Annotated in this window: 13 protein-coding genes and 1 riboswitch; of the genes, 6 read left to right on the top strand and 7 right to left on the bottom strand. The window is 44.6% G+C overall.

The genetic code is table 11. From position 1 onward, the window contains the following. Positions 1-25: 25 nt before the first annotated feature. The 4 genes from QGN29_RS06360 to QGN29_RS06345 form a co-directional block, all read right to left on the bottom strand. The gene (locus QGN29_RS06360) at positions 26-952 is read right to left on the bottom strand and encodes an electron transfer flavoprotein subunit alpha/FixB family protein (protein ID WP_310799860.1); all 927 of its coding nucleotides are present in this window, start codon (positions 950-952) and stop codon (positions 26-28) included. Next, positions 952-1,698, bottom strand: a complete 747-nt coding sequence (locus tag QGN29_RS06355) for an electron transfer flavoprotein subunit beta/FixA family protein (protein WP_310799859.1) — start codon at positions 1,696-1,698, stop codon at positions 952-954. Before QGN29_RS06355 ends, QGN29_RS06360 begins: the two co-directional genes overlap by 1 nt. A 176-nt stretch (positions 1,699-1,874) precedes the next feature. Next, on the bottom strand, positions 1,875-2,459 hold the full coding sequence (locus tag QGN29_RS06350; protein ID WP_310799858.1) for a cob(I)yrinic acid a,c-diamide adenosyltransferase: 585 nt from the start codon (positions 2,457-2,459) through the stop codon (positions 1,875-1,877). Next, positions 2,459-2,656: an HIG1 domain-containing protein gene (locus tag QGN29_RS06345; RefSeq protein WP_310799857.1), complete on the bottom strand. Its 198-nt coding sequence runs from the start codon at positions 2,654-2,656 to the stop codon at positions 2,459-2,461. The genes QGN29_RS06350 and QGN29_RS06345 overlap by 1 nt, the downstream gene beginning before the upstream one ends. Before the next feature lie 191 nt (positions 2,657-2,847). Between QGN29_RS06345 and QGN29_RS06340 the strand changes: the two genes are divergently transcribed. Beyond that, positions 2,848-3,915, top strand: a complete 1,068-nt coding sequence (locus QGN29_RS06340; RefSeq protein ID WP_310799856.1) for a hypothetical protein — start codon at positions 2,848-2,850, stop codon at positions 3,913-3,915. On the opposite strand, the gene gluQRS is transcribed toward QGN29_RS06340, so the two are convergent. After that, on the bottom strand, positions 3,912-4,736 hold the full coding sequence (gluQRS, locus tag QGN29_RS06335; RefSeq protein ID WP_310799855.1) for a tRNA glutamyl-Q(34) synthetase GluQRS: 825 nt from the start codon (positions 4,734-4,736) through the stop codon (positions 3,912-3,914). The two genes, QGN29_RS06340 and gluQRS, sit on opposite strands and share 4 nt — an antisense overlap. 177 nt (positions 4,737-4,913) lie before the next feature. On the opposite strand from gluQRS, the gene QGN29_RS06330 reads away from it, so the two are divergent. Next, positions 4,914-5,540: an HNH endonuclease gene (locus QGN29_RS06330; protein WP_310799854.1), complete on the top strand. Its 627-nt coding sequence runs from the start codon at positions 4,914-4,916 to the stop codon at positions 5,538-5,540. 71 nt (positions 5,541-5,611) lie between these two features. Here the strand turns inward: QGN29_RS06330 and QGN29_RS06325 are convergent, their stop codons facing one another. After that, positions 5,612-6,289, bottom strand: coding sequence for an SdpI family protein (locus tag QGN29_RS06325; protein ID WP_310799853.1), 678 nt, complete (start codon positions 6,287-6,289; stop codon positions 5,612-5,614). Then, on the bottom strand, positions 6,279-6,584 hold the full coding sequence (locus tag QGN29_RS06320) for a metalloregulator ArsR/SmtB family transcription factor (protein WP_310799852.1): 306 nt from the start codon (positions 6,582-6,584) through the stop codon (positions 6,279-6,281). The genes QGN29_RS06325 and QGN29_RS06320 overlap by 11 nt, the downstream gene beginning before the upstream one ends. A gap of 144 nt (positions 6,585-6,728) precedes the next feature. Here QGN29_RS06320 and QGN29_RS06315 point away from each other — a divergent pair, with 144 nt between their 5' ends. The 4 genes from QGN29_RS06315 to QGN29_RS06300 all read left to right on the top strand — a co-directional run bounded on the left by QGN29_RS06315 (position 6,729) and on the right by QGN29_RS06300 (position 12,295). Next, positions 6,729-7,832 carry an S-(hydroxymethyl)glutathione dehydrogenase/class III alcohol dehydrogenase gene (locus tag QGN29_RS06315; RefSeq protein WP_310799851.1) on the top strand — a complete coding sequence of 368 codons (1,104 nt, stop codon included), beginning with the start codon at positions 6,729-6,731 and terminating at the stop codon, positions 7,830-7,832. An 11-nt stretch (positions 7,833-7,843) separates the two neighbouring features. Beyond that, positions 7,844-8,698 (top strand): S-formylglutathione hydrolase, encoded by an 855-nt coding sequence (gene fghA / locus QGN29_RS06310; protein ID WP_310799850.1) that lies wholly within the window; start codon positions 7,844-7,846, stop codon positions 8,696-8,698. A gap of 23 nt (positions 8,699-8,721) precedes the next feature. Next, on the top strand, positions 8,722-10,113 hold the full coding sequence (locus tag QGN29_RS06305) for a serine hydrolase domain-containing protein (protein ID WP_310799849.1): 1,392 nt from the start codon (positions 8,722-8,724) through the stop codon (positions 10,111-10,113). 10 nt (positions 10,114-10,123) lie between these two features. Continuing rightward, positions 10,124-10,307, top strand: a riboswitch (cobalamin riboswitch). Positions 10,308-10,420: 113 nt separating this feature from the next. Next, positions 10,421-12,295: a TonB-dependent receptor plug domain-containing protein gene (locus QGN29_RS06300; protein ID WP_310799848.1), complete on the top strand. Its 1,875-nt coding sequence runs from the start codon at positions 10,421-10,423 to the stop codon at positions 12,293-12,295. Positions 12,296-12,320: the final 25 nt, after the last annotated feature.

Here is a 12,320-nt window from a genome sequence, read left to right as displayed (position 1 = left end):
AAGTGGTGCCTTTTCTTGGTGTTTCTTAAAGGGCTTTTTCAAGCTCAGGAACAGCTTCAAACAAGTCCGCAACAAGACCATAATCAGCAACCTGAAAAATTGGTGCTTCTTCGTCTTTATTGATGGCGACAATAATTTTACTGTCTTTCATGCCTGCTAAATGTTGAATTGCACCGGAAATGCCCACAGCAATATACAGCTCTGGGGCAACAATCTTCCCTGTTTGGCCAACCTGATAATCATTCGGGACAAAGCCTGCGTCTACAGCCGCTCGAGAAGCTCCTACAGCAGCGCCTAATTTGTCTGCCACAGCTTCAATGATAGAGAAATTTTCTCCAGAACCCATGCCACGACCGCCGGAGATAATCACCTTAGCAGAGGTTAATTCTGGACGATCACTTTCAGAAAGTTCGCTACCCACATAGCTTGATTTTCCAGATCCTTCAGTTGCATCTACTGATACCACTTCCGCAGACCCGCCTGTTGCAGCCGCTTTATCAAAAGCAGTGGCACGTACTGTAATGACTTTCTTCGTGTCTGATGACTGCACTGTAGCAATCGCATTACCAGCATAAATCGGACGTTTAAAAGTATCTGTGCTTTCAACAGAAACAATGTCAGAAATTTGAGCCACGTCGAGAGAAGCAGCGACACGCGGTAAAAAGTTTTTACCCGTCGTGGTTGCCGGAGCAAGAATAGCGTCATACTCTCCTGCGACTGAGAGGGTAATATTGGCAAGTTCAGATGCCAGAGAATGCGCATAAGCTGCATCATCAGCAACCAGAACTTTTGAAACACCGTCTATGGTCGCCGCAGCCTCAGCAACAGAGCCACACTCCGACCCAGCAACAAGTAAGTGCACATCCCCAAAATTTTTGGCGGCGGTCACTGTCGCTAATGTCGCATCTTTAACTTCACAATTATCATGTTCTACAATTACAAGAGCAGTCATTAGAGGGCTCCTTTTTCTTTAAGTTTCGCCACTAGCTCTTCAACAGAGTCAACCATGATCCCTGCTTCACGTGATGCTGGCTCTTCTACCTTAAGCACTGTCACACGTGGAGATACATCAACGCCGTAATCTGCCGCTGTTTTATCAGCGATTGGCTTACGTTTTGCCTTCATAATATTGGGCAGAGAAGCATACCGTGGCTCATTCAATCTTAGATCTGTGGTCACAACCGCTGGCAATTGAAGTTTTACAGTTTCAAGACCCCCATCAATCTCACGGGTAACGTCAGCGGCACCGTCAGCAACCACAACTTTTGAAGCAAATGTACCCTGCGGCCAGCCAAGAAGCTGCGCTAGCATTTGACCCGTCTGATTATTATCGCCGTCAATTGCCTGCTTCCCAAGAATAACCATTTCAGGGCTTTCTTCTTCAACAATTCCTTTTAGGATTTTAGCAACAGCAAGGGGTTCGACATCACTATCTTCAGTAACGAGAATACCACGATCACCGCCCATCGCTAGGCCTGTGCGAATAGTTTCGCTAGCCGCTTTGGGACCAATAGAGACCACAACAATTTCAGAAACAATACCCGCTTCTTTTAAACGAATTGCTTCTTCCACAGCAATTTCATCAAAGGGGTTCATCGACATTTTAACATTAGCTAGTTCTACGCCAGTATTATCTGACTTCACACGTACTTTGACATTATAATCAACAACGCGTTTTACAGGGACCAGAACCTTCATGAATTATTCTCCTGTTTACACTTCCTCAGTCTTTAAAGACCATCATTAATTTGCCCAATAGACAATTACACTGTTTTAAACCATTTGAGCAAGCAAGAGTCAAACGGAATTATTGCACTGCAGCGTCTAATATATTTTACTTCTTAAAATGACGAAGCATTTCTTTCAAAATTTCCCTATCGATTTCCACCAGGAATCCAAAGGAAATCTGCTTTCCCACCTTCATTTAGAAGCCTTCCCATTACAAAAAGGTGGTCAGACAATCTGTTGAGATACTGGATTGCAAGAGGATTGATATCTGTACGCTGCGCCGCAACAACTGTATCTCTCTCAGCCCGCCTTACAACAGTCCTTGAGAGGTGAAGATGGGCACTGATCGCAGAACCGCCCGGCAGGATAAAGCTTGTCAATGGATCAAGTTTTTCATTCATCTGGTCGATTTCTTTTTCCAGGCGCGCCACTTGCTCAGCAACTATTCTCAGCACCATTTCACTGGGCTCAAAACCATGTTCCCCATCTGCTTTCGGTGTTGCTAGATCAGCACCCAGATCAAATAAGTCGTTTTGAATGGCTTGTAACTTCTGATCTGCATCAGCTATGTCTTTGGTATGTAACCTCACCAATCCAATCGTACTATTTGCTTCATCGACAGTACCATAAGCGATGACGCGAGAATCGGCTTTACTCAACCGACTGCCATCTACCAGCCCTGTTTCACCAGAGTCACCTGTGCGTGTATAAATTTTATTTAACTTTACCATTAGCTTGACGCCGCCATCGCGAGTAAAAAGAGGGCCAAAACGGCTAATCCTTGAAACAAAATTCTATAGCGCATTAATTTATTAGACTTTTTGGCATTTTCGACGCCCTGTTGGGACATTCGGCCCACACCAAAGAGTAAAAATCCGAGAGTTGCGAGTGCGAATAAGATCGCTATGATGAAAAAAAACTGAGTCATGATGATTTCCCGTAGACTGGTTTACCTGCGTTGCTGCAGTAAACAACAGAGTTGAGCTAAAGTATAATCTCTTTCCGCCTTCAGGCAAGGGCAAATCAAGCAATTCTCTCCTAAGAAATATTTTGACTCGCCCCTACTGCATCCCCCATACTCTTGTCAGATTAACACACAGGATTGAGGATCGCTCTATCATGAACTGCCTAAGCCGATTGCAAAAGTTTCACCTAACCGTCCTTGCTATCTTTTCCTTCTCAGCAATGTCGCCTAGCTATGCTCAAGATTTCATCAAGGCAGAGATGCTAGAGGAAGGTGAAATCCTTGTTAACAATAGAGTTGTAAGAGACATCCAGGTGGCCTTCAATATGGTGACAGATAACGGCTTTATTAAAATTGGCCCTGGCATCTACCGACAAGCCGGAGAGCTTAAGCGCAATGGTGTTATTATTTCTGGCAGCAAAGGAACGCATTTTGTTGACACGATCACCAAAGGTAAGGCGACTTTTGTGATAAAGGGCAGTAATACAATCATTAAAAACATTGAATGTTCTGGGGCAAAAGCTGAACATAACAATGGAAGTTGCATCCGAGCCGAAGGGAAGAACCTGAAGGTCATGAATGTCTATTTTCATGATAGTCAATCTGGTATTTTAACCTCAGGTAAAGTTGGCACTTTAGAAGTTGTGAATTCTCGATTTGAACGGATCGGTAAAAAAGGGCGGGCTCATGCAATCTATATGAACGGCGACAAATTAGCCATTCGACGTTCTGTTTTCATTAGTGCGAAAGATCAAGCTCACGAAATTAAATCTCGTGCTGCTGTTACTATTATTCAAAACTCTATAGTCGCATCTCTTGACGGCGACGATAGTCGTTTAATTGATGTCCCTAACGGGGGAGAAGTGATCATACGCGACAATATGCTGATCGAAGGTCCTGGGTCTGTAAATTATGAACTTTTAAGCTGGGGTGTCGAAGGTGTCCGTCATAAAAAAAATAAATTCTCTATGACGAATAATCTTATCATCACAGATCGAGAAGCTGGGTCTTATTTACTAGGAATCCATAAAAGTTTGGATTATCCAACAGCCTCTGGCAATGTTTTGGTTGGTTTTTTCAAAAGATGGGTTCCAGAGGATAACATCCTCATTAAGAGCAGAGAAGAGTTTGGTTTTGGCCCTCATCCAGAACTCCCTTACTGGCCAGCCACAGACCGCGCATATACGATGCTTAAAAAAATGATGAGTGAGCAGTCGCGCTAACGGAGGGGCAGGTTTTCAATAAATACTGCCGCACAAGCGTTTTGTTCTCGAATAGACTGTAGCGTTTCTGATTTATCCCGTTTAGAAAACTTCTTGCCCTCAGCGTCCACCATAAGTTGATGATGTATATAAGTTGGTTGTTCGAACTCGAGCAACGCCTGTAAAATGGCATGGATATGGGTCGAGTAAAATAAATCCATTCCTCTAATCACATGCGTAATCCCCTGAAGAGCATCATCAACAACAACAGACAAATGATAACTTGTTGGGGTATCTTTTCGGGATAGAACCACATCCCCCAGCGCTAAAGGACAACTCTGTTGCATTCCTTTTTCTAGATCAAGCCACTGGGTCGGATAACGGCCCTGATCACGCAAGTAATTTTCGGCCTTTTCAAGATCCAATCGAATAACATATTCTTCAGATAAGGTAAGAGCTTTCCCTTTACAGAGACCTGGATACAGCGGCCCTTCTTTCCCCATTACAGGATGCGCGGCTTGGATTTGTTTCCGCGTGCAAGTACAAGGATATAACACTCCTAAGGCATCAAGTTTAGAGAGCGCATTCTGATAGTCCTCGAAATGCTGACTTTGACGACGAACAGGCTCTGGCCATGATAAACCAAGCCACGTCAAGTCATCTAACATCGGCTGTATATAATCCTCCCGGCATCGAACAGTATCAATATCTTCAATTCTTAGAAGAAATTCTCCCCCATGCTTTTGTGCAAAATCGAAAGCATAAAGCGCCGATAAAGCATGACCGCGGTGTAGATATCCCGTCGGGCTTGGTGCAAATCTAGTACGTATAGTGTTTGTCATAAGGTCTACTCGGCAGAGATATTTGAGTTTCTTTAAAATATAGTGTAACTTTCTTATAAATGTCACTAATTTCCATTAGTGAGACTATAGAAAGACTATCTTTTCAAATAAGATAGCAGTCAGGGACGGAACGGACTTTGAACGGCCATGGGGATGGTCGGACTGGGAGAGGTCGTCATGGGCTTGGACTTTAAATCAACTGAATTTCATCCACATCATTCAAAGGCATATGTCAGGCGAGAAGCGCCAAACCTCAAAGGCGGATGTCCAGCACTTGTCCTGAATGCAGACTTCAGGCCTTTAAGTTATTTCCCTCTCAGTTTATGGGACTGGCAGACGGCTTTAAAAGCTGTGTTTCTAGAAAAAGTTCAAACTATCGCCGAATATGACCATGAAGTTCACTCCCCCTCAACCTCTCTAAAACTTCCAAGTGTTATTGCTCTCAGAGAATATATCAAACAACCCGCCTACCCTGCTTTCACTCGATTTAATTTATTTCTGAGAGATAAATTTTCCTGCCAGTACTGCGCCACCCCACACCGAGGAGAGGATCTCACTTTTGATCATGTTATTCCCCGCACATACGGCGGCATTACAAGCTGGGAAAATATTGTAGCAAGCTGTGGCCCTTGTAATCGCAGAAAAGGCGGCCGCACCCCAGCAGAGGCTGGCATGAATTTACCTTACCCGCCTAAACAACCAACGACTTTTGAGCTTCAAGGACAAGGCAGGCACTTCCCACCGAACTTCTGTCATGAGAGCTGGCGAGATTTCCTCTATTGGGATGTTGAACTAGAAAGCTAAAATAAAGGACCCTTAGGAAATAAACTAAGAGTCCTATTCTTTATCAATTAGAACATCTCTTCTTGAGACTGTTAAGAATCTCCAGAACTTTCTAGATCACGAACTCTCTCTGCTCTATAGGCAAACCAACTGTAAATGACAGGGATTAACATGGTTGCAATCATACCAAACAACAAATAGGGGAACAGAGTTTTATAATATCCTAAGAGCGCCAAAATAAGTACAACCATAGAAACCGGTACCATTAAGCGCGCTGCAAGACGGTGCGTTTTAACCCAAACAGTTTCACTGGTTAATGTCCAAGGCGTGCGAATACCGATGAAAAAATTTGAGCGTGTTTTAGAGATATAATTACCCATTATTAAAAACATCAAACTCATTGCAACTAAAAGAGACTGCATGATTTCAAAAGGATATCCAAGGGCTTGTCCGACCATGCCACCATGCAAGATCGCTGAAAAAAGGACAAAGCCATTAACCATGCCACGAATGGCAGGTCGGGTATTCTCAACATTTTTCATTCTTGGATCTAACGCCGGTAAGAAATTTATTAATAAAGCGGTAAAAGCAGCCATGCCAATCACAAACCATAAAGCGCTAGAAGCAGGAGCATATCGATCTGCCTCCCCCTGAATATTGTAATGAACAGGAAGCTCTGTCCCTGCTGGCAATTGTCCTAACGCATAAATGGTTAAGGCAATCATTAAGGCAAATAAAGTAAATGTAAGATGATAATTTTTACTCAACATGTGAGGACTCCCCTTCTTTTTTTGGTCCACCAAATAGTGTCATCATTTGTCGCATCATATCCTCTACGACAGAGGTGTTGATGCTATAGGTAATGGTTGTTGCCTTCTTATCTGCAACGATTAATCCTGCTGACTTTAAGATATTGAAATGGCCAGAAAGGGTTGGCTTGCTAATAATCGTCCCTGCTTTTTCTAAAGCTGCGGACACATCTCCGGCTGTCATATCTTCATTTTGCAACAAGGCTAAAATGTCTCGCCTTACCGGGCTTGATAGTGCTTTGTATACATCTGGCATAGTGATTCCTGTCGTGACTCGGTTTTTATTTGTTATTTAGGTAAATACCAAAATAAAAGAAACCTGTCAAGAAAAGTTGATCCCTTGAGAAAAAGACATATGATACTCTCTATAATTTGTATGAGTGATGGGAGAAGGAACAAGATGAAAACGCGTGCAGCGATAGCCTATAAAGCAGGAACACCTCTAGCGGTTGAAACAGTAGACCTTGAAGGCCCACGTGCAGGCGAAGTCTTGGTTGAAATTAAAGCCACGGGCGTTTGCCATACGGATGCTTTTACGTTATCAGGCGATGACCCTGAAGGTGCATTTCCTGCAATTTTAGGCCATGAGGGTGCAGGCATAGTCCTAGAGGTAGGTGCTGGCGTAACCAGCTTAAAGCCCGGCGATCATGTTATCCCGCTTTACACCCCTGAATGCCGTGAATGCGATTACTGTCTCCACCCAAAAACCAATCTGTGTCAATCTATTCGTGAAACACAGGGTCAAGGCTTGATGCCTGATGGTACTAGCCGCTTCAGTATCGATGGTACACCTATCCTTCACTACATGGGATGCTCTACATTCTCTAACCATACTGTCTTACCTGAAATAGCGTTGGCGAAAGTACGGAAAGACGCTGATTTTGAAAAGATCTGCTACATCGGCTGCGGAGTGACAACAGGTGTCGGCGCTGTGGTATTCGATGCTAAAGTTGAGCCCGGTAGCAATGTGGTCGTCTTTGGACTCGGTGGTATTGGCCTTAATGTGATCCAAGGGGCTCGCATGGTCGGCGCCAATAAAATCATTGGCATAGACATTAACAACGACCGTGAAGCTATGGGCAGACACTTTGGCATGACTGATTTTCTGAACCCCAAAGACTGTGATGTTATGGAAGCCATTATGGACCTGACGAATGGCGGCGCAGATTATAGCTTTGAATGTATTGGTAATGTAACCACTATGAGACAAGCGCTAGAGTGTTGTCATAAAGGATGGGGCGAGAGCATCATCATCGGCGTTGCTGGTGCAGGCCAAGAAATCTCAACCCGACCTTTCCAGCTAGTGACTGGTCGAGTTTGGCGTGGGTCCGCTTTTGGAGGCGCTAGAGGGCGAACAGATGTGCCAAGAATCGTGGATTGGTATATGGACGGGAAAATAGACATTGATAGCCTCATCACGCACACAATGCCGCTTGATGACATCAATAAAGCCTTCGACCTTATGCATAAGGGAGAGAGCATTAGAAGTGTGATTAAATATTAGAGAGACTGCCTATGACTCTGACCACTGTCAGTGAAATCTATGCCTTTGAGGGAATCCAGGGTGTTTATAAGCATGCGTCTGATGTGACGAACTGCGAAATGGAATTTTCGGTCTATGTCCCATCTTCAGCCGCATTAGAGATGGCCCCGGTGGTTTGGTATTTGTCCGGTCTGACGTGCACTCAGGACAATGCTACTACGAAGGCTGGATTTCAACGAACAGCATCTGAGCTTGGCTTAGTGATTATTTGCCCAGACACAAGCCCGCGAGGAGAGACGGTCCCTGATGATCCAGAAGGGGCGTATGATCTAGGGTTAGGCGCCGGATTCTATCTTGATGCCACAGAAGAACCCTGGTCCTCTCATTATCAGATGTATAGCTACATTACTCAAGAACTGCCCGCTCTTGTGGCAGAACATTTCCCTGTTGATTTGGGTCGACAAGCAATCATGGGACACAGCATGGGCGGGCACGGCGCTTTAACATTATGGCGCAAAAATCCGGAGCTATATAAGTCTGTTTCTGCTTTCTCTCCCATCTGTCATCCCATCGATGCCCCTTGGGGGCAAAAGGCCCTCAATAATTATTTAGGGACAGATGTTGGTGAATGGTCAAATCATGATGCCTGCGCCCTCTTATTAAATCATGGGCCGATTGAGGGCGTTCAAATCCTTGTAGATCAAGGGATGGGGGATCAGTTCATAGAAGAGCAGTTAAAACCTGATCAATTAGAACTTGCCTGCGGAATGGTTGGACAAGATCTGCTCTTGAGACGCCAAATGGATTATGACCACAGCTATTATTTTATCGCCACTTTCATTGAAGATCATTTACGCCATCACGCACAAGCGCTGGCCAATTTATAACCCTTCTAAATCAAGGACACTCTATGAACAGCATTACTAAATCACTTCTTTCTGCTGCTCTCCTCTCAGTAGTTTCTATTCCTACGTACGCACATGATTATGACTGGCCTCTGTATAAAAGAGCCATCGCTGCGGGCTATAAAGGTGTATTCACATGCGGTGGTGTCTTTAATGGAGGCAAATCCCTCGATAAAATCAAAGCAGATGAGCTCACGGGTATTCGCCCTGAATTACAAGAGATTGTAAACAGCCTCCCTGAGGCGGTCATAGACTATACAAATAAGACGGTGGCAATCAAATATGATGAAAAGTTACCCCCTCGACTATGGTGGTATAGAGGCAGGCTAGGCTGTGTCCAAATGCCTGTCGGTACAACAGTTAATGACATAAAATACATGCCGACGATTACACTACCCCCTTTATCAAATCGGGGAACATCTTGGCCGAACGGCGACCCTAAAGACATTCAAACTTCGTCAAACAAAGCCTTAAACACTGTGATTAAAGCAGCCTTTAATGGATCCAAATATAACACAAATAAACCGGGACAGAAGACAACTGCTATTTTAATTTCTACACCCACTAAGCTGATCGCCGAAACCTATAGATCTGATTATACACCGTGGACCTCTCAACGTACATGGTCAACAGCCAAGTCTATCGCAGCCTCTGTCATCGGGATTGCTGTCAAAGACGGGCTTATAGACCTTAAAGAGCCCGTCCAAATCCCTGAATGGCAATCACCCGGTGATCCTCGTAGAGCCATTACCCTTGAGAATCTTATCCACATGGGCAGCGGCCTATTCAGCACAAGAGCAGGCAATCGCACTGACAAGGTATATTGGGGCGGCAATAGAGTGACAGACACTGCTGTGCATCAGCCCCTTGAAACCACCCCTGGGAAACGCTGGAAATATGCGAATAATGACACCATGCTTCTAACGAGAGCCTTAAGGGCTGCACAAGGAGATCATGTGGAAAAACATCTCGCCTATCCTTATCTAAATCTGTTTGATAAAATAGGCATGTATCACACAGTTCCTGAAAGCGACTGGGGCGGTAATTTTATTATGTCTTCTCAGGTCTGGACAACCTCCAGAGATCTCGCCCGGCTTGGTATTCTCTATTTACAAGACGGACAATGGGGAGATGAGCAAATCTTACCAAAGGGCTGGGCCTCTTATGTGGCGCACCCTGCACCCGCACAACCTGAAGGTCGTGACATTGGCTACGGTGCCCAATTCTGGCTCTATCCTGGCCTTGGGTATGCCTCGCGAGGCAACAGAGGCCAAATTATGCTGATGCTTCCTCAGCATAACCTCCTGATTGTGCGCCGTGGCTATGATAGCGCAACTGGTGGCCGTTTTGATATGGCAACCTTTGCAAAAGATATTCTAAAAGCGCTGGACAAATAACAATCAATTTGCGAAAAGGCGATCAGATGGTGCTCGGCTAATACCGAGATAATAGGGAAACTGGTGCAAATCCAGTGCTGTCCCCGCAACTGTAAGTGATGAGTTTTATATCCAATGCCACTGAATTTATTTGGGAAGGCGGTATAAAATGAAGAACCACAAGTCAGGAAACCTGCCATCGCACGTCGATCCTGAGTGCCGGGAATAGCGCAACAATGGGCGGTACAACCGTAACGACGACTATTTTTATCGTTGTGCGGTTGGACATAGATCTCCAACCCACAGTTTTGTATTGGAGATATCTATCATGATTGAAACACTTTTCATTTTATCCTCGCTCATTCAAGACGATGCTGCTGAGGAAATCACTGTTACCGCCCTACGCACACCTATTGAGTTGAGTAAATCCACCTCAAAAGTCACCGTTATTACAAAAGCTGATATTGAAAAGGCTCAGTATCAAACTGTCGCTGATATTCTAAAATCAGTGGCAGGCCTTTCTGTTTCACGCGCTGGATCTGTTGGCGGACAAACACAAATTCGACCTAGAGGCGCGGAAGCCAATCATCTTCTTGTCATGATTGATGGTGTAGAAATGAATGACCCGGCTGCAGGCGATGAGGTCCAATGGGAATTATTTTCAGCCCTCTCAATTGAACGCATCGAAATCATTAAAAGCCCCGTCAGTGCCAGCTGGGGCAGTGATGCGCTCGCTGGTGTGGTGAATATTATCACAACGTCAGGCGAGCAATCTGGGATTAGCCTTGCCGCAGAATATGGTAGCTTTGACACCAAAGCTTTACGGGCCTCCCTGACGCAATCTTCTGAGCGTATCTCTGTTCAAGGGTCACTTTCCTATAAAAAATCAGAGGGGATCAATGTGTCTCGTCAAGGCGGTGAAACAGATGGCTATGAAGATTTTACAGCCTCTTTAAAAGCAACTGTGCAGCTTGCTGAAGCAACAACGCTCATCACCTCTCTTCGTCATTCATCCAGTGAAAATGCCTTTGACGGCACTGATTTCCTTACTGGGTTTCCTGCGGACGGCGATCTTATTACTGAATCGGCAAAAACATATTTTTCAGCAAAAGTTGATCATCAAATGAATGATGACCTATTCATCACAGCTAAGCTGGGCTATAGCGATACACAGATTGACAATTATTCGGCAGGCTCAGACAATGGGACAACAGGCTCAAATCGTTTTTCTGTAAGCTTTGACACACGCTATCAAGTCAGCGATTGGCAAGTATTAACCCTTGCTCTAGATCATGAAAAAACTGACTTCACGCAGACAGGGGATGCAAGCCCGTGGGGGGATCCAAATCAAGATCAATCCGTAAAGGTAACAGGCTTAACAGCAGACACTCTCCTGACCCCGACTGACGCCTTCACACTTGCCCTGTCTTTGCGAAAAGATTGGCACTCAGATTTTGATGATTTTACTAGTTGGCGTGCTGGTCTGAGTTATAGTTTATCAAATCAAACTCGTTTCTTTTCAAGCATCTCGCGCGGTCAAAAAGCACCCACCTTTCTAGAGAGATTTGGTTTTTTCCCAGATCAATTTATCGGGAATCCAACCTTATCTCCTGAAGAGTCTATTACTTTTGAGGCTGGCATTGAGCACGCATTTACTGAGGCAGTTTCAGCGTCTGTTACAGCTTATACATCAGATTTGAAAAATGAAATTAATGGCTTCGCTTTCGATACAACCTCTTTCTTATATACCGCCGTCAATAAAGATGAAGAAAGTAAACGCAAGGGATTTGAATTTACTCTTGACTGGCAGCTCTCTGAAACTACCTCCTTTACAGGAAGCTATACCTATACTGACGCAACTGAAACAGATAGTTTTGGCACTCGTTCTCAAGAGTTAAGACGGCCAAAACATACAGCGACATTTGGGCTGACAACATCCCCGATGGATCATCTCGACCTGACAATATCTGGTGTCTATACTGGCAAAGCAACAGATCTCTTCTTCCCGCCGTGGCCTAATCCTAGCGAACGTGTCTCTGTCGGCGACTATCTTCTTTTACGGGTGGCTAGTACCTATCAATTGAACGATTCAATTGCTTTATTCGGCCGTTTGGAGAATGCTCTAGATGCAGAGTATGAAGATATCTATGGATTTTCTACGCCTGGCTTTGCTGCCTACGGGGGTGTGAAAATCACTTTCTAAATCGTTGGCCTTAAGAAAGGATGCA

Origin of the sequence: Temperatibacter marinus (assembly GCF_031598375.1) — a bacterium.
Lineage (GTDB): Bacteria > Pseudomonadota > Alphaproteobacteria > Sphingomonadales > Kordiimonadaceae > Temperatibacter > Temperatibacter marinus.
The sequence above is the reverse complement of the archived record's forward strand: the minus strand, read 5'-3'. Positions and strand labels throughout refer to the sequence as shown.

What these genes read in the sequence shown, in the direction of transcription:
- QGN29_RS06315 (WP_310799851.1), top strand. Translation starts at nt 6,729, where the DNA reads ATGAAAACGCGTGCAGCGATAGCCTATAAAGCAGGAACACCTCTAGCG.
- QGN29_RS06345 (WP_310799857.1), bottom strand. Translation starts at nt 2,656, where the DNA reads ATGACTCAGTTTTTTTTCATCATAGCGATCTTATTCGCACTCGCAACT.
- fghA (WP_310799850.1), top strand. Translation starts at nt 7,844, where the DNA reads ATGACTCTGACCACTGTCAGTGAAATCTATGCCTTTGAGGGAATCCAG.
- QGN29_RS06355 (WP_310799859.1), bottom strand. Translation starts at nt 1,698, where the DNA reads ATGAAGGTTCTGGTCCCTGTAAAACGCGTTGTTGATTATAATGTCAAA.
- QGN29_RS06360 (WP_310799860.1), bottom strand. Translation starts at nt 952, where the DNA reads ATGACTGCTCTTGTAATTGTAGAACATGATAATTGTGAAGTTAAAGAT.
- QGN29_RS06325 (WP_310799853.1), bottom strand. Translation starts at nt 6,289, where the DNA reads ATGTTGAGTAAAAATTATCATCTTACATTTACTTTATTTGCCTTAATG.
- QGN29_RS06330 (WP_310799854.1), top strand. Translation starts at nt 4,914, where the DNA reads ATGGGCTTGGACTTTAAATCAACTGAATTTCATCCACATCATTCAAAG.
- gluQRS (WP_310799855.1), bottom strand. Translation starts at nt 4,736, where the DNA reads ATGACAAACACTATACGTACTAGATTTGCACCAAGCCCGACGGGATAT.
- QGN29_RS06305 (WP_310799849.1), top strand. Translation starts at nt 8,722, where the DNA reads ATGAACAGCATTACTAAATCACTTCTTTCTGCTGCTCTCCTCTCAGTA.
- QGN29_RS06320 (WP_310799852.1), bottom strand. Translation starts at nt 6,584, where the DNA reads ATGCCAGATGTATACAAAGCACTATCAAGCCCGGTAAGGCGAGACATT.
- QGN29_RS06350 (WP_310799858.1), bottom strand. Translation starts at nt 2,459, where the DNA reads ATGGTAAAGTTAAATAAAATTTATACACGCACAGGTGACTCTGGTGAA.
- QGN29_RS06300 (WP_310799848.1), top strand. Translation starts at nt 10,421, where the DNA reads ATGATTGAAACACTTTTCATTTTATCCTCGCTCATTCAAGACGATGCT.
- QGN29_RS06340 (WP_310799856.1), top strand. Translation starts at nt 2,848, where the DNA reads ATGAACTGCCTAAGCCGATTGCAAAAGTTTCACCTAACCGTCCTTGCT.